At 67.0% G+C, this 16,549-nt stretch carries 14 protein-coding genes and 1 pseudogene; 6 read left to right on the forward strand and 9 right to left on the reverse strand.

The window, feature by feature from the left end; translation table 11 throughout:
• Nucleotides 1-383: 383 nt before the first annotated feature.
• On the forward strand, nt 384-1,523 hold the full coding sequence (locus EV386_RS11800; protein WP_242607938.1) for an IS110 family RNA-guided transposase: 1,140 nt from the start codon (nt 384-386) through the stop codon (nt 1,521-1,523).
• Here the strand turns inward: EV386_RS11800 and EV386_RS11805 are convergent.
• Nucleotides 1,520-2,770 carry an IS256 family transposase gene (locus EV386_RS11805; protein ID WP_130416687.1) on the reverse strand — a complete coding sequence of 417 codons (1,251 nt, stop codon included), beginning with the start codon at nt 2,768-2,770 and terminating at the stop codon, nt 1,520-1,522. The genes EV386_RS11800 and EV386_RS11805 overlap by 4 nt on opposite strands.
• 102 nt (nt 2,771-2,872) lie before the next feature.
• On the opposite strand from EV386_RS11805, the pseudogene EV386_RS18715 reads away from it, so the two are divergent.
• A pseudogene (locus EV386_RS18715) lies at nt 2,873-3,147 on the forward strand (IS1634 family transposase); the annotation flags it as partial.
• Here the strand turns inward: EV386_RS18715 and EV386_RS11815 are convergent.
• From EV386_RS11815 to EV386_RS11850, 8 genes are all read right to left on the reverse strand, one after another.
• Nucleotides 3,144-5,045, reverse strand: coding sequence for a glycosyltransferase family 2 protein (locus EV386_RS11815; RefSeq protein WP_165399920.1), 1,902 nt, complete (start codon nt 5,043-5,045; stop codon nt 3,144-3,146). The pseudogene EV386_RS18715 and the gene EV386_RS11815 overlap by 4 nt on opposite strands.
• Nucleotides 5,046-5,593: 548 nt before the next feature.
• Entirely contained in the window at nt 5,594-7,003 is a 1,410-nt protein-coding gene (locus tag EV386_RS11820) for a glycosyltransferase (protein WP_207216526.1), read from the reverse strand.
• A gap of 14 nt (nt 7,004-7,017) precedes the next feature.
• Complete coding sequence (gene wecC / locus EV386_RS11825) at nt 7,018-8,259, reverse strand: UDP-N-acetyl-D-mannosamine dehydrogenase (protein ID WP_130415221.1); 1,242 nt, start codon at nt 8,257-8,259, stop codon at nt 7,018-7,020.
• A gap of 10 nt (nt 8,260-8,269) precedes the next feature.
• Nucleotides 8,270-10,069, reverse strand: coding sequence for a glycosyltransferase (locus tag EV386_RS11830; protein WP_242607939.1), 1,800 nt, complete (start codon nt 10,067-10,069; stop codon nt 8,270-8,272).
• A 306-nt stretch (nt 10,070-10,375) separates the two neighbouring features.
• On the reverse strand, nt 10,376-10,843 hold the full coding sequence (locus tag EV386_RS11835) for a PTS sugar transporter subunit IIA (protein WP_130415223.1): 468 nt from the start codon (nt 10,841-10,843) through the stop codon (nt 10,376-10,378).
• Nucleotides 10,843-11,073 (reverse strand): PTS sugar transporter subunit IIB, encoded by a 231-nt coding sequence (locus EV386_RS11840; protein WP_130415225.1) that lies wholly within the window; start codon nt 11,071-11,073, stop codon nt 10,843-10,845. Before EV386_RS11840 ends, EV386_RS11835 begins: the two co-directional genes overlap by 1 nt.
• A gap of 63 nt (nt 11,074-11,136) precedes the next feature.
• Nucleotides 11,137-11,382, reverse strand: a complete 246-nt coding sequence (locus EV386_RS11845) for a PTS sugar transporter subunit IIB (RefSeq protein ID WP_130415227.1) — start codon at nt 11,380-11,382, stop codon at nt 11,137-11,139.
• 15 nt (nt 11,383-11,397) lie between these two features.
• Nucleotides 11,398-12,189, reverse strand: coding sequence for a GntR family transcriptional regulator (locus tag EV386_RS11850; RefSeq protein WP_130415229.1), 792 nt, complete (start codon nt 12,187-12,189; stop codon nt 11,398-11,400).
• 137 nt (nt 12,190-12,326) lie between these two features.
• On the opposite strand from EV386_RS11850, the gene EV386_RS11855 reads away from it, so the two are divergent.
• From EV386_RS11855 to nagB, 4 genes are read left to right on the forward strand one after another with little or no spacing between them, the layout of a single operon-like run.
• Nucleotides 12,327-13,610: a PTS transporter subunit EIIC gene (locus tag EV386_RS11855; RefSeq protein ID WP_207216527.1), complete on the forward strand. Its 1,284-nt coding sequence runs from the start codon at nt 12,327-12,329 to the stop codon at nt 13,608-13,610.
• Entirely contained in the window at nt 13,610-15,316 is a 1,707-nt protein-coding gene (gene ptsP / locus EV386_RS11860; RefSeq protein ID WP_130415233.1) for a phosphoenolpyruvate--protein phosphotransferase, read from the forward strand. The genes EV386_RS11855 and ptsP overlap by 1 nt, the downstream gene beginning before the upstream one ends.
• 57 nt (nt 15,317-15,373) lie before the next feature.
• Entirely contained in the window at nt 15,374-15,643 is a 270-nt protein-coding gene (locus EV386_RS11865; protein ID WP_130415235.1) for an HPr family phosphocarrier protein, read from the forward strand.
• The gene (nagB, locus tag EV386_RS11870; protein WP_130415237.1) at nt 15,643-16,425 is read left to right on the forward strand and encodes a glucosamine-6-phosphate deaminase; all 783 of its coding nucleotides are present in this window, start codon (nt 15,643-15,645) and stop codon (nt 16,423-16,425) included. Before EV386_RS11865 ends, nagB begins: the two co-directional genes overlap by 1 nt.
• The last annotated feature ends 124 nt before the right edge of the window (nt 16,426-16,549 follow it).

A 16,549-nucleotide genomic window follows, 5' to 3' on the forward strand; every position in this document is an offset into this window, starting at 1 on the left:
GGCGCGGTCCTGACCTGCGTCGTCGCAGGTCACGGTCAGTTTCAGGGCTCCGGCATTCTCGATCCACTGTGATGTCTGTGAGTCTTCGGGTGGCTGGTCTGGGGCTGGCTGCTGAGGATGGCGTCGGTCGTCTGGCTTGGGCGTGACTCTTGTGATGTCTGGCCTCCCGTGAGGAGTGCCCTTCCTGAGATCTGTCCGCCTGGGCCAGGTGGCCGACGCCGTTCCGGCCCGCCTTGGTGGCTTGATCAGAAGACTGTCCGACCCTTTGCGGTGACGCGGGTGTCGTGACTCATCACAGACCTGCCCTGATGCGACTTCCTCCCGGACCGGCGCCGGCCATCGACGGCCGGACCGTTCCGGAGCGAGGAAGGACACCGACCGTCGTGACTATCGTTGCGCACGCTCATCCGTTCGTCATCGGCGTGGACACCCACGCCAAGAAGCATGCCTTGTCGATCCTCGCGGCGCCTGTCGGCGAGGTCGTCGACAACGGGGAGTTCCCCACCACGACCGCCGGGATCGGCCGCGCGATCGCGTGGGCTGGCCGCCGCACGCGTGGAGGCCAGGACGTGCTGTGGGTGGTGGAGTGCTCCGCCACTTACGGCGCGCAGCTCGCCAACGCGGTGCGCGCCGCCGGCTTCCAGGTCGTCGAGGCCGCCCGCATGAGCGCCAGGGCCAGCCGCGGGGTGGGCAAGTCCGACCCGCTCGACGCTCGTCGGATCGCCGCCGCGGTCCTTCCGCTGGAGACCAGCAGGCTGCGCCGCCTGCGTGAGGGCCAGGGCGTGCGGGCCGCTCTGCGCGTCGCGATCGCCGCGCGCGACACCATGTCCGGCGAGCGCACCGCGGCCCTCAACACGCTGACGGCGCTGGCGCGCGTCATGGATCTGGGGATCGACGCCCGCAAGCCCTTGACCACCGCCCAGGTCCTGGAGGCCTCGAGGTGGCGTACCCGGGCCGAGGACGTGGCCGCCGCGACCGCGCGCGCTGAGGCCGTCCGTCTGGCCAGACGCGTGGTCGAACTCGAGGACGACCTGACCGAGAACACCAAGACCCTGACCGACCTGCTGCGCCAGAGCCCGGCCCGGGTGCTGCTCGAGATGCCCGGGATCGGCCCGGTGACCGCCGCGGTCGTGATGGCGGCCTGGTCCCACCCCGGGCGGCTGCGTGACGAGGCGGCCTTCGCCTCGCTCGCCGGGGTCAACCCGATCCCGGCGTCCTCCGGGAACACGGTGCGCCACCGCCTCAACCGCGGGGGCGACCGCCGCCTGAACCAGGCGCTGCACATGGCCGTGGTCGTCCGTATGCGCTGGGACACCGAGACCAAGGCCTACGTCGAGCGGCGCACCGCCGAAGGACGCACCAAACGCGAGATCCGCCGCAACCTCAAGCGCTACCTCGCCCGCCAGGTCTTCCGCGCGCTCACCACCGCGTCCCGAACGCCAGCTCCAACGCTGACCCCTGCCACCTCGACTTGCGGAATAGGGACTTCCGCAGGAACGGTGGGTGAGCCCAGCGGTTTCTAGTTGTTCGCCGGCTCGAGTCGGCCAGCGAAGGTGATGGCGAACGCGTTCAGTGCGGGCTTCCACCTGATCATCCAGCGTGCCCTGCCGCCCCCGGTCGGGTCCAGGGACCGGGTGACCAGGTAGAGGCACCGTAGCGCGGACGCCTCGTTGGGGAAGTGCCCGCGGGCGCGCACGGCCCGTCGGTACCGGGCGTTGATCGACTCGATCGCGTTCGTCGTGCAGATCACGCGGCGGATCTCCACGTCGTAGGCGAGGAAGGGCACGAACTCAGCCCACGCGTTCTCCCAGAGCTTCACGATGGCCGGGTAGCGCCCGCCCCACTCTTGTGTGAACTCCGCGAACCGCTCCCGAGCGGCGGCCTCCGTGGGCGCGGTGTAGACCGGCTTGAGCGCCTTGACGATGCCGTCGCGGTGTTGCCGGCCGGCGTAGCGGAACGAGTTGCGGATCAGGTGCACGACGCACTGCTGGACGATCGTGCGCTCCCACACGGTGGTGATCGCGTCGGGCAGGCCCTTGAGCCCGTCGCACACAGCGATCAGGACGTCGTCCACGCCGCGGTTCTTGATCTCGGTGAGGACCTGGAGCCAGAACCGTGCCCCTTCGGCGCCGTCACCGGCCCAGATCCCCAGGATGTCCCGCTCACCGTCCGTGGTGACGCCCATGACGACGTAGAAGGAGGTGTTACGCACCTGCCCGTCACGGACCTTGACGACGATCGCGTCGACGAAGATCACCGGGAAGACGCGGTCGAGCGGCCGGTTGGCCCACTCGGCCATCTCCCCAGACACCTTCTCCGCGATGCGGCCGATGGTGTCCTGGGAGACCTTCGCGCCGTACACATCGTCGAAATGCGCGGCGATCTCTCCGGTCGTCAGCCCACGCGCGGACAAAGACAAGACGAGCGCGTCGATACCGTCCAAACGGCGCTTGCGCTTGGGCACGACGACCGGCTCGAATGTGCCCTCCCGGTCCCGCGGGACCTCGATCTCGACCGGGCCGATCTCCGTGAGCACGGTCTTGGCGCGGGTGCCGTTGCGCATGTTCGTCCCCGCCGGGACGCCGCCGTGCTCGTGACCGAGGTGCTCGGTCATCTCGGCCTCCAACGCCGTCTGAAGCACCTGCCTGGTCAGCGAGGCGAGCAGCCCGCCGGGCCCAACCAGAGAGACTCCCTGGGACTTGGCCTGCGCGAGCAACTGCTGCGCGAGCTCGCGCTCATCGATGATCTCTCCGGTCACCTGATCGATCATCAGATCCGGGTCCTGCTCGACCGCCGCAGCGGTCATGGTCGTGTCTGTCACAGCCCTACCTCTCGGTCAGGCTGAGCCACCCACCGTTCCTGCGGAAGTCCCTCCTTCCGGATGGTCAAGTCCGACCTGCGCGCCCGACCGATCTTCCACCACGAACGCGACGCGATCGAGGCCCACCTCACCGTCGTGTTCGCCGCTCTCGCCGTCTCCCGCCACTTTCAGAACGTCACGGGCGTGAGCATCAAGAAGATCGTCAAGACCCTCCGCCAGGTCCGCTCAGCGACCGTCGAGACAACGGCCAGCGGCTCACAATCGACCCGCAACTCCCCGACGACGCCCGCACCATCATCGACAAGATCACGCCAACTGGTCACTAACCGAAGTGGCACGAGTCAGGTCCGAGATGTGCCAAATTCAGCGTGCTCAAGAAATCCGCCACGCCAGACCAGTCCTCGAGGATTTGTGAGGAATCTACCACGGAACGAAGTTTCACCGCTACGTTATGTGAAACAGGCGCCCATTGTGGGCCATGTCCGAGCAAGAGCTGCACGTTGCTCGCGACTACTGAAGCATCGTAGTGTCGCTCTCCAGTTGTGTATTCGAATGGGGCCTGATCTGCCACAATAACCGCGCGCTCGACAGACACCGACGAGTGCAAGAACTGGTCGATTTGCATAGCCCTGGGCGTCCGAACGATGCCGACGCGCCCGACCACAGAGTCCGTTGTTGAGATACGAGCAAGTAACCCCCGGGTGGCAAGTCGATCGAGCTCCTGCGTGTGGCGAGCATTCCCTCTCTGCATCGGGTCATCGATTTCGATCATCCCAATCGAGTATCCCGCTTCTGTCAACTCCGCCAACTCAACGAGAATGGAGTCATACGATGCCCGAGGCTGCCTTCGAAAGTCTGCGACATATATTACATCGCACGACAAAATGCCGTCCCTTGATGGGAGGAATCCAAGCGGAGCAGGAAACGATCGAGCGTCAGGGTTCATCTCCAAATAGAGACTTCCACCACCCTGCTGCAAGCCGTGCCAGCCTGAGTACGCCTGCCTATAGACCTGTCGCGAATGGCTCTCGAAACCCATGCCCATGTCGCTCGCTGTGAGATTCCCGTCGCCCAGAAAGGAGAGCGCAAGCGGTGCGGGTGACACGGTCTCGATCTTGAAGTCGAATGCCAACTGCACGCGCTCTAGAAACTCGTTGTCAGCTCCCTTGCGCACCGTGTCCCAGAATCCGACGACCTTTTGAACTTCTTCGCGCCTGAACATCGCGCACGCGAAACTGGGATGAATAACGCGATCCGGCCCCCAACGAACAATAAACCTCAAGTCGCGGTCTACCCGAGCCCAGTTCGCTAGGCAAGCAACTGGTGCCCCCTCGCGCTCCATGTAGCGAACTTGAGTCTCGATTCGCTGCGGATGATGCCAATCGTCCTTATCAACAATCGTCACGTACTTCCCCTGCGCAAGCGAGTAGCCAACGTTGCGCGCCCAGTACGCTCCTCGATTCTCTTCGTTCAGGACGAGCCGAATCCGATCGCTTTGCGAGGCCCATCGCTTGAGCCGTTCGACGTAGTCAGTTTCTTGCCCGCTGCTATCAGACGCCGGAGAACCGTCATCGACGATAATCAACTCCAGATTGCGCCACGTCTGGCTCAGGACCGACGCGATTGCGACGTCAGTTTCATCGTTTGGCTCGTAAATGGGCATGATCACGCTCACCAACACGCTCTGCGGGTCTGCCGCGCGCGTCCCCGCACCCGTGAGTCGGTAAAAGGGTTCGGCTTCCCCTTCTCGCAATTCAATTCCAGCCAGATCATTCTCTACGTACATCCTGTTAATCAACGCGAGCCACTCTTGCTCTGTGCCATCACCCGACGCGTGCGGGTTCATCGTGTTCGCGACGAGCAACGCCTGATTCCTGCGGCGACCGGTATCCTTAGCGCGGACTACCAGAATGCGTCGTGCCTCCTTGGTGTTACCGGCTCGTGTGAGCAGGTCTCCGTAGATCGACCGATCGACATCTGAAAGTGCAGGTAGACCGAACTCTCTCACCGCATGCCCGTACCCCTCCAATGCAATCTTCTCGGCATTCGGGATTCTTGGCTTTTGTGTAGCAATAGCCTGCATGAACCCAAGGTAGGCAGGCGCATTCCACTTGACCGCCGCGTCTTTGATAAGTCTTCGCCCGCGATGGTTCGCACCGCCATTGACCCGTTCCGCGAGTTCTCGCGCGCCAAAGGCTCCCGCAGTAGCTGCGTACGCAAGCACGTCGAGCGCACCTCTTGACCGTGTACGCTTCGCTAGTTTCACGAAGCTACCCAAGCCAATCTCGCCCGAGATCAGTCTTCGAGCCCACCACTGCGTTGCAGTCAACGTCCATGGATCACCTCCCAAATGATTCAAGACGCTGCGCTCATCCTCTTGCCGCTTGAGTCGCTGGTCCCCCGCGCCGAAGCCGCCCTGCGCCCTTACGAGAGCCTTCTGGCCTCTTAGGACACGGGCTCCAGCTCGTTCCATTCGAGCCGAAAGCAGGTGCCCTATAGAGAGAGTGAACGCTCCGGAGACTGCGGCTATCAGAATTGTTGCGATAATCCCGAGGCGAACATGCCCCACCGAAGTGAGCGCAACTCCAGCGAGAGCCAGCGTGACCACAGTTGTGATGCCCGCCTTTACACCACCTCCCATGGATCTCGCGATTCCGATTAGTGCCCTCATCCGATCTGCCACCCTGGCGCTCCGTTCTCAGTGTCTTATTCCTCATACGCGTCGGGCGAGACGGCGCGACGACGTTCGGCGAACTCTAGCCCTGCGTTCACTCATTGGTGTCGGCAAAACGAGAGAATACGCTCTCCGGCTTCATCGGCGCCGTTATCCACATTTAGCGAGTCGATCACGGCCCTCAGGCACTCCCTAGTCTTCTCCTGTGAGATCTGCGAGACCATCTCCGCGATACTCCCCATTCCGCGAGCGCAAAGGCCTGCACCGATGTCTGCTATGGACTCAGCTCGTCTCACCTGATCGTCGGTGAGAGTGGTATTACTCGGGACGAAGATCCCCGGTACTCCCGAATGGAGGCTCTCGTGAACGGAATTGTAGCCAGCGCCCGTAATTGTAAACTCCCAGGCGGCCGCAAAGTCGACCAGTGGGAATGGGGCATCGAGTATTGCAGCGCCTACTATTCCATCCGCTCGAAAGAGCGGTGACCTCGCGACAACCGGCAAGATGCCGTTCTCCGCGGAAACTGCTTCAACGGCTGCCCTAGTCGCCGATCCATCGCCATTCCCGCCCGAAAGTTGGATGAGTGCGTATCGACGTTCAGGATCGAGTCCCAACATCCTCAGTGCGTCGTCGCGCGAGGGCCGATTCGTGGATGCCAGCGAGATTGGAGAGACCCATGTCGCATCACGGAATGGCTCTGGAGCCGTCTCTTTTGATTCGCCGATGTCGCCCGGAGTGATCACCTCGCTGACGATCTCATTCCATCGCTTGACCTGACGCAAATCGACCCCTGCCCGCCACAGCCCGCGGCGCAACCACACAAGGGGTACATCAACGAACTCCGCGACATCGGTCAGTGGAGCGTAGACCGATGTTCCATCAAAGACAATCACATCCGGACGATGCACTTCCGCTTCCTCGAGGAGGCGGCGAGTGAAACTCCGTCGCCACCATTCGACTCCTCGTTCCGTCTGCGAGGGGCTCGGGAAGTACCCCACGTCGTACCCTGACCTGCGAACTATATCGGCGGCTGTGGACAGAGTGAGTATACGCCCACTCAACACGTTCTCCGAATGACGTAGTATCGCGGCGCATCGGGCAATGTGCCCCATTCCAGAGCCGTTGCTCGTCACGAATAGAACATGGGGCGCTCTCCTCGATTCTGACTCTTCCCCAACTTGCGGCATCACTCCGCGGAGGCTTGCGGCCGCCGCCGCGACGCGCCCGGTTCGTTCGATGCGCTCAAGGGTGCGCTCCTGGTGCGACGTCCTAGTCCCGAGCTCTCGCGCGCTTCTCGCAAGCTGCTCGAGTTTGCCGTGAAGGTTCCGTTCCGTTCGCGCGGTGCTCCACGCGTTCGTCACAAGTCCAAACATCGCCAGAAACAATAGAATAGCGAACGTCGCACCGAACAGCGTTAAGCGATTCGGGGTTGTGACGGCCACCGCGACCGCTGCGGACGTCACCACCGCGACAAGCACCGTTGCCAGAGCGAGCTGACGCACCCTCACCTGACGCCGAGCCGTCAACTGAGCACACCTCGCGTATCGATCACTTGGGCGCTGGCGGCGAGCAGTCCCACCGCGTTTCGGAACGCGCTGTGGTCGACAAGGACGACCACCACGTCAGCGGCATCGAGCGCAGTCTCTAGGTCAGTCAGGCAGAGGTTCTTCGCGTCGCCAAGGCTGGCGGGCAGTGTCTTGATGTGAGGCTCTACGGCTAAGATCTGGGCATTGGCTACATGAGCGAGGTCACGGACGACTTCGATCGCTGGCGACTCACGGAGATCGTCGATATCTGCCTTGAAAGCCAGCCCAAGCGCCGCGATGGTCGGCGAGTTTATCCCCGTCACAGCCTCTAGCACCTTTTCTACGACCCACCGGGGCTTGGTGTCGTTCACCATTCGAGCGGTCCGGATCAAACGCGCAGACTCAGGTGCCGCGTCCACGATGAACCACGGATCGACTGCGATGCAGTGTCCGCCGACTCCGGGCCCGGGGCTCAGGATGTTGACGCGCGGATGGTGATTTGCCAGTTTGATGAGTTCCCATACGTCGATCTGGAGCTTGTCGGCGATGAGCGAGAGCTCGTTGGCGAACGCGATATTGATGTCTCGGTAGGCGTTCTCCACGAGCTTTGTCATCTCGGCGGTCGTCGAGTCAGTGACTAGGAGCTGCCCCTTGCAGAATACCGAGTAGAGGTCCCGGGCACGCTCCGTCGCCGTCGCCGTGAGACCGCCGATGACTCGGTCGTTCTCGACCAGTTCGACGATCACCCGACCAGGCAATACCCTTTCGGGGCAGTGGGCGAAGTGGATCGCTGGCCGGCCATCCGCTCCATCCACGCTAAGGTCCGGGCGGATCGCGAGGACCCACTCTGCGACCCCACTGGTCGCACCAGGCGGGGATGTTGACTCCAGGACGACGAGCTCGCCTCCGCGGAGGAGCGGGGCAACGGCCTCAGCAGCCGCCTTCACGTAAGAGAGATCGGGCTTGTGGTCGTCGGCGAACGGAGTGGGTACAGCGAGGATGAACGCGTCGGCCGGCTCCGGTGTAGAGGCAGCCCGAAGCCTGCCTCTACCGACCGCGCCCGCAAGGAGCGTGCCTAGGTCTGGCTCAACGAATGGGACCTTTCCCTCGTTGACGGCGTCGACCGTCGTTGGGTTAATGTCGACGCCCACTACGTCGACGTCGTTGGCCGCCAGGATGGCGGCAGTAGGCAGTCCGATGTAACCGAGCCCGATAACCACAACCGTGCTGAACCCCATGGCCCCTGACCTAGACAAAGACGTGCGCGTCGCCGCGCCCGTACCACTGGACCTCGCCACCCGCGAGTAGCTCGGCATCTGACACTCCCTCGGCACGCGCGGCCCCGCGCTGCACCTGGATGAATCCGAAGCGGTCCGCCGAGTAGATCGCCCCGTCCGCTTTGACGACTTTCTGCAGGAATCCTGTGCCCTCCCGATGCCGAAGAGCGCTGGACGGCACCGTCCGCGCCACCTCGCGACGCGCGACGATCGTCTGCCACAGGACAAAGTCGGTGAACTGGTGCTCCTTATCCGCGAACCTCAGAATCGTCGCGTCCCATGCTTCGATATGCGCGTAATGCGCTTGCTTGCCCACCACGTCGGCGGCCGAGTACACAAGCGCGTCCAGTTGGTCGCGCAGGTAGTGGGGCCCGTAGAGATCGGAGTCGTCGATCGTCGCAACGGCGTCGCCGTCGGCCGCCTGAATCAGCCGGCGCCGACAGGTCGCCCTCGGGGTATCGTGCTCAGCCGAGAGGACCACCAAATCAGCGACTCCCAGGTCCTTGGCCTGCATGCGCAGGTCATGCTCAGCCACCTCGAACCCACGGGTCAGAAGAATTGCCTGAAGCACCACATCTCGCTGGCCGCCGAGGGTGCTGAGCACGCGTTGGAGCCGCTCCGGGTGACCAACAGACACGAGCGCAGTGACTGATGCCCGCGGACGTTCCGCCGTGTCGGACAGTCCGACGTCGTACAGCACCCGCTGCGCGCGCGATGCGTACGTGTGCTCGCGCCAGATGCGCCGCTGTGCGCGGTGGACCGCGCGATCACGCAACTCCGACGACCGCACAATCGCGCGGAGCAGATGGCCCGCGTGCGCACGATCTGTCGCAACGAAGACCTCGTCTGCGGGAAAGAACTCGCCCACGGCCGCCGACGGCGTCGTTACCACCGGGGTTCCGCAGGCGGCGATCTCAAAGATGCGCCTCGCGCACATCGACGGCGAGTCGACCACGGAGTTCACGCTGAGGAACGCCTTGTATTCACGGTATGCGGTCAGCATCCGTGGGTAGTCAAGTGAGCCCATGACACGCCACACGTATGGTTCAGGGAAGACGTAGTTGCGTCCGAGTCCTTGCACACGAGAGAAGATCTCGAGTCCATGCTTCATCGCACCTTCTACGTCGATGGCCCCGCCCAAAAGCGCGTCCATCTGCTCGCGACGCTCGGGGTACTTGTGCGCGTAATACGTGCCGGCGAACGCAACGTCCCGCGTCGGCCCACCTCCATGCGTGCGGACCGGGTTGTGGATCGCCGCCTGTGCCGCAAACGGCAGCACGCCAACGCGATCGTGCCCAAGCTGCTCGACGTACCTGCGGACGCACTCGACGTCTGTCGTGTAAACACGGTCAAACAGTGCCGCTGTCGCTAGATAGCCGTTGAAGTGCGGCGGATCCTCCTTGTTCCAGAAGACCGTGGGGACACCATCGGCACGGAAAGCCTCGACGAGTTCGCGCAGTTCGGCACTCGGAGCTTCAACGCCCTGGAGGTGGCCCCGCCAATCTCCCCCGTTTCCGCGCCAAGCAGACTCGACAAACAGGAGGTCCAGACCCTCGGTCAAGCGCTCGCGCCATGAGTCTCGCTTCAGCGCGACCTGGCGCCACTCAGGACCGAACGCCATCTGCGAGAAGTCGTCGAGGATCACACCGACGCGCACGGCGCGTGACGGCTCACGCTGCGGGATGGGCCACGGATCGAAGGTGAGCCGCTGCTCGACCGGGAACGTCTCACGCCGGAGCCTCTTGCGCAGGAACCCGACGTGCTCAAGCAACCGTCGAAGATGCTTCCCCGACGACCTCAACCCCCCGTGCCGCAGGTGCCACAACGCCGTGCGAACCGCGCGAAAGCGTTGGTTGACTGGGGTCACTGGAGCATCCTAGTGATTTGCGGAGGCACCTAAATCCTGCCTGACGGGTGAAGATCCGCAAGTCGTCCAGACAACTTCCGCGGAACCGTCAGTATCATGCCATAAAGTCGCCTCGGAACACGAAAGACCCCGGCGAACTGGCCCTATGGAGGGCCGGCGCGCCGGGGCCGGTCGTCAGCGTGTGGTGAGCCGCCTGGCGGCTCGGATCGTTTACGCAGCCGCTGCCGGCACCTCCAACAGCGCCTCGCCCGCCGCGACGCTCGCCCCCACCGCGGGGAGCACGGCAGCGCCGTCGGCGCCGACGTCGAGCGCGACGACGGGCACGACGGCGGAGCGCCCGCCGGCGGCGACGGCGGCCGGGTCCCAGGTCACGACGGGCTGGCCGGCGGCGACGACGTCGCCCTCGGCGACGTGGAGCGTGAACCCCTCGCCCTCCAGTTGGACGGTGTCGATGCCCAGGTGCACCAGCACGGCGCGCCCGCCCGGCTCGCTGACCACGAACGCGTGCGGGTGGAGCTTGACGATGGTCCCGGCGACGGGCGAGACGGCCTCCCGCCCAGCCTCCGGAGAGGGGTCGATCGCGACGCCGGGCCCCACGAGTCCAGCGGAGAACACGGGGTCGGGCACGTCACCGAGAGCCCGCACGGTGCCGGCGACGGGGGCGAGAACGGTCACCATTAGCGCAGGTCCTCGATGTCGGAGGCGATGTTGTCGGCGTCGGGCCCGACGATGACCTGCACGGACACGCCCTGCTTCAGGACGGCGATCGCGCCGGCGGCGGTCAGGGCCTTCTCGTTGACCAGGGCGGGGTCGTCCACCTCGACGCGCAGGCGCGTGATGCACGCCTCCAGGTCGACGATGTTGGCGTCACCGCCGAGGCCGTCGAGGATCTGCTGGGCTTTGGACATGTCTCTCTCCTTCATTGCGCGCCGCATCGATGCGACGCCGGTGGGGTCGGCTAGAAGCCTGGTCTACATCAAGTCTTCGAGCGCGGTGGCGAGGTTGTCGACCTCAGGTCCGATGACGATCTGGACGACCCTGCCGGTGCGCATGACGCCGTGCGCTCCCGCGGCGCGCAGCGCTTGGCAGTTGACGAGGGCGGGGTCCTCCACGAGGGCGCGCAGGCGCGTGGTGCAGGGGTCGATCTCGACGACGTTGGCGACGCCGCCGATTGCCTCGAGCACGGCTCGGGCCTTGCGGGTAGTAGGGGACGTCATCGTTCCTCCGGGGTGTTACCCGCGTCCGGCTGACGCCGAGTCGCGGCGGCGTTCGCGTGGCACGAGCGTAGGGCGGGGCTCGCGCAGCGGCACGACGAGCGTGTGCCGGTCGCCGCGCGTGCAACTCTGGGCGTACATGACGGGGACGTCGCCGCTGAAGGTGACACGTCGGGTGCGCAGCACCGCGTGCGGCAAGGTGACGTCGAGGAGCGCCGCCTCGCGGTCCGAGGCGAGGCCCGCCGCGATGGCGTCCTCACCCCAGGTCGGGGGCAGGTTCGCGGCGCGCAGGGCCGCGTACAGCGAGTCGGGCACACCGTCGTCGAGCAGCGCGGGGGCCACGTCCACGGGGATCCAGCTCTCCTCGATGGAGAACGGGAATCCGTCAGCCGTCCGCAGGCGCTCGAAGTGGTGCAGCCGCGCCCCGGGCTCGACGCCGAACGTGTCGACGAGCCAGGACTCGGCCTCGATGTCCTCGGCGAGCAGCACCAGCGCACCGGGCTCCAGCCCCCGGTGGCGCATCTCCTCGCCGAAGGTGGTCAGCCGCAGCTCGAACTCGCTGTGCATGCGGTCCGCCACGAACGTCCCCCGGCCGTGCTCACGGCGCAGCGTGCCCTCGCTGACCAGACCGTCGATCGCTTGGCGCACGGTCATGCGGGAGATGCCGAACCTCTGGGTGAGGAACCGCTCGGACGGGATGAGGTCGCCCACCTGGAGCTCGTCGGCGATGAGCCGCTCCAGGTACTCACGCACCTGCAGGTGCTTGTAGGCGGTTATCGCCGGCCCGCTCGAGGACGTCGTGGGGATCACCTTCCTGGGGATGAGACCGAACGACTACTCCGAGCCGTTCGAGTTGACACAGTATCTGGTCTGGACCACCCTGGGCGCAAGTGGTCCAGACCAGACCTCTGCCAAGGCCCCACGATCAGACCAAGGACGGTATGAGAATGTCTGCCCAAGCAACGACGCCAACCAAGGAGAAGCGGGCGATCCCGGGATTCGCCCAACTCCAGCGCATGGGGCGCTCCCTCATGCTCCCCATCGCCTCCCTGCCCGCCGCCGCGCTGCTGCTGCGTCTGGGCCAGGCCGACATGCTCGGTTCGGACGGCCTCGCCAAGCACTGGGGCGACTGGCTGCTGCCGGTCGCCGACACGCTCGGCGCCGCCGGCAACGCGCTCTTCGCGAACCTGCCGCTGCTGTTCGCGCTCGGTGTCGCGGTCGGCTACGCCAAGAAGGCCGACGGCTCCACGGGCCTGGCGGCCCTCATCGGCTACCTCGTGTTCGACGGCGTCGGCAAGGCCCTGTCGCCCTACGTGCTCGGCCGCGCCGCCGAGGGTGAGACGCAGGCGCTCATCAACTACGGCGTGCTGGGCGGCATCGTCATGGGCCTCACGGCCGCGGTGCTATACCAGAAGTACTACCGCATCAAGCTGCCCCCGTACCTCGCGTTCTTTGGCGGGCGCCGGTTCGTCCCGATCGTGACCGCGGGCACCGCGGTGCTCATCGCCGTCGTCGGCGCACTCATCTACCCGGCCTTCGACTGGCTGATCAACGACCAGATCGGCGGCTTCGTCACCGGCTCCACCATCGTCGGCGCCTTCGTCTACGGCACGCTCAACCGCCTGCTGCTGCCCTTCGGCCTGCACCACCTGCTCAACTCGCTGCCCTGGTTCCAGTTCGGCGAGTTCACCGACGCCAGCGGCCAGGTGTGGCACGGAGACATCGCCCGCTTCCTGCACGGCGACCCGACGGCCGGCACCTTCATGACCGGCTTCTTCCCGATCATGATGTTCGCGATCCCGGCCATCGCCCTCGCGATCATCCACACGTCCAAGCCCGGCAAGCGCAAGATCATCGCGGGCATCATGGGCTCGGCCGCGCTGGTCGCGTTCGTCACCGGCGTCACCGAGCCCCTCGAGTTCGCGTTCGTGTATGTCGCCTTCCCGCTGTACGCGATTCACGCCGTGCTGACCGGCACCGCCCTGGCCCTGGTCAACGCGCTCGGCATCCACTCCGGCTTCGGGTTCTCGGCGGGAGCGATCGACTTCACGCTCAACCTCGGCATCGCCACCCGGCCGCTGTGGTTGATCCCGATCGGTCTGGCCTACGGCGCCATCTACTACGTGATCTTCCGGTTCGCGATCACCAAGTTCAACTTCAAGACACCCGGTCGTGAGGACGACGACACCGACCTGCTGGCCGGCGCGGTGGACGACTCCGGAGGCAAGTGATGAGCGGCGAGACCCCCACGGGGGCGGCGTCCGGGACCACGCTGACCGGCGCGCCGGTCAGCCCCGGCGCCGCCGCCGGCGTCGTCGCGACCATGCAGGCGCCGGTCGGTGAGCCCGCCGCGAGCCAGCTCACCGAGGCTGACGTCGAGGCGGCGGTCGCGCGGATCGCGGCGGCGTCGAGCGCCGTCCAGACGGAGCTCATGCGCCGCGCGCAGTCCGCCAAGGGCGCCGGCGTCGACGTGCTCACCGCGACGGCCGCCATGGCCGCCGACCCGATGCTCATCGGCGACGCCACGCGCCGCGTGCGCGAGTCCCACCTGTGCCCCGAGCGGGCCGTGTGGGACGCCGCCGAGTCCGTGGCCGCGCAGCTCGAGACGCTCGGCCCGCCCCTGTCGGAGCGGGCGCGCGACGTGCGCGACGTGCGCGACCGCGTCATCGCCGACCTCACCGGCCGCCCCGCCCCCGGCGTGCCCGAGCCCGGCGAGCCGTTCGTGCTCGTCGCGGTCGACCTCGCCCCCGCCGACACCGCGCTGCTCGACCCCGACAGCGTGCTCGCCCTGGTCACCGCCGAGGGCGGCCCGACGTCGCACACCGCCATCCTCGCCCGGTCGCTCGGCATCCCCGCCGTGGTGGCCGTGGCCGGGGCGACCGCCCTGACCGACGGGCAGGTCGTCGTCGTGGACGGCACCGCCGGCACCGTCATGGTCAATCCGGACGAGGCCACCGTGGCGGCCGTGCGCGCCCGGCCGCGGCGCGCCGCGCGCACCTTCGACGGCGTCGGGCAGACCGCCGACGGCGTGCGGGTGCAGCTCCTGGCCAACGTCGCCGACCCCGAGGCCGCGCGCGCCGCGGCCACCTCCGGGGCCGAGGGCGTGGGGCTGTTCCGCACCGAGTTCTGCTTCCTGGGCCGGGCCACCGAGCCCACGGTCGCCGAACAGGTCGAGGCCTACCGCGGCGTGCTGGCCGCGTTCGCGGGCAAGAAGGTCGTGGTGCGCACGCTCGACGCGGGCGCCGACAAGCCGCTGCCGTTCGTCACCGCAGACTCCGAGCCGAACCCCGCCCTCGGCGTGCGCGGCCTGCGCACCGCGGCGGCCTACCCCGGCGTGCTCGACCGGCAGCTCGAGGCCATCGCCTCGGCCGCCGCGGCCGAGGACGCCGAGGTGTGGGTCATGGCGCCCATGGTGGCCACGGCCGACGAGGCCCGCGAGTTCGTCGCCTCGTGCCGCGCGCACGGCGTCACGACGGCCGGCGTCATGGTCGAGGTCCCGGCCGCGGCGCTGCGCTCGGCGGCGATCTTCGAGCACGCTCAGTTCGCCAGCCTCGGCACCAACGACCTGGTCCAGTACACGATGGCCGCCGACCGCATGCTCGGCGACCTCGCCGCGCTGTCCACCCCGTGGCAGCCGGCCGTGCTCGACCTGGTCAAGGCGACGTGCGACGGCGCGGTCGAGCGCCACCGCCCGGTCGGGGTGTGCGGCGAGGCCGCCGCCGACCCCGTGCTCGCCCCGGTGCTCGTGGGCCTCGGCGTCACGTCGCTGTCCATGACCCCGCGGGCCCTGCCCGACGTCGCCGCGGTGCTCGCCGCCGTCGACTCGGCCGAGTGCCGGGAGCTGGCCGCGATCGCCCTGCGGCACGCCACCGCCAGGGCTGCGCGCGACGCCGTCCGCGAGCGCCTGCGCCCGGTGCTCGAACCGCTCGGGCTGTGACCTGGCCCCACGCCGGTCCGTCCAGCGCGCACTACCCGACCAACTGAAGGAAGACCGATGCTCGAACGTCCTGTCACCGTCGCCATCGCCGAGGGTCTGCACGCACGTCCCGCGGCGCTGTTCGCGCAGCTCGCCGCAAGCCAGCCCGTCGCGGTCCAGATCACGCGTCCCGGGGGCGACCCCGTGCCCGCGGCCAGCGTGTTGGGCGTCATGGCCCTGGGCGCCAAGGCCGGCGACCGGGTGACGCTGTTCGCTGAGGAGGACGACGCCGCCAGCGCCTCGCTGGAGACGCTGGCGCAGTTCCTCCAACAGCAGGAGATCGCCTGATGGAGGTCGTGATCGCTCCAGCCGGGAGGCTGGCCGTGCTCGCGGCCAACGCCATCGAGGCGCTGTTGCGGCGCAAGCCTGACGCGGTGCTCGGCCTGGCGACCGGGTCGAGCCCGCTGCGGGTCTACGACGAGCTGGCCCGTCGGCACGTCGAGGCGGGCCTGTCGTTCGCCCAGGCGCGCGGGTTCATGCTCGACGAGTACGTCGACCTGCCCACCGACCACCACGAGCGCTACCGCAACGTCATCGAGCGCGAGATCGCCTCACGCGTCGAGTGGGCGCCCGAGCAGGTCTCGGGCCCGGACGGCGGCGCGGACGACCTGCCCGCCGCATGCGAGGCGTACGAGCGGGCCATCGCCGCGGCGGGCGGCGTGGACCTGCAACTGTTGGGTGTCGGCACCGACGGGCACATCGGGTTCAACGAGCCCGGCTCGTCGCTCGCCTCGCGCACGCGCATCAAGACGCTGACGCACCAGACCCGGGCCGACAACGCCCGGTTCTTCGGCGGCGACGTCGACCTGGTGCCGCGCCACTGTGTGACGCAGGGGCTGGGCACCATCATGGCGGCGCGTCACCTGGTGCTGCTGGCCACCGGCAAGCAGAAGGCCGAGGCCGTGCACCAGCTGGTCGAGGGGCCGGTCTCGGCGATGTGGCCGGCGTCGGTCATGCAGTTGCACCCGCACGCGACGGTGCTGGTCGACGACGCCGCGGCCTCACGGCTGCAGCTCGGCGACTACTACCGCCAGACGTACGCCGACAAGCCCTCCTGGCAGGGCCTTTAGTCGCGGGCGTCCCGTCCACGCCCGCTGTCGCCGGTGGCCGGCGTCCCGTCAACGCCCGGCCACCGGAGACGCCGCGACGGCGGCCGGCCGCTCTCCGGGGGAGCGGCCGACCGCCGTCGTCGGT

Origin of the sequence: Xylanimonas ulmi (genome assembly GCF_004216535.1) — a bacterium.
In the GTDB taxonomy this organism is placed as follows: Bacteria; Actinomycetota; Actinomycetes; order Actinomycetales; family Cellulomonadaceae; genus Xylanimonas; species Xylanimonas ulmi.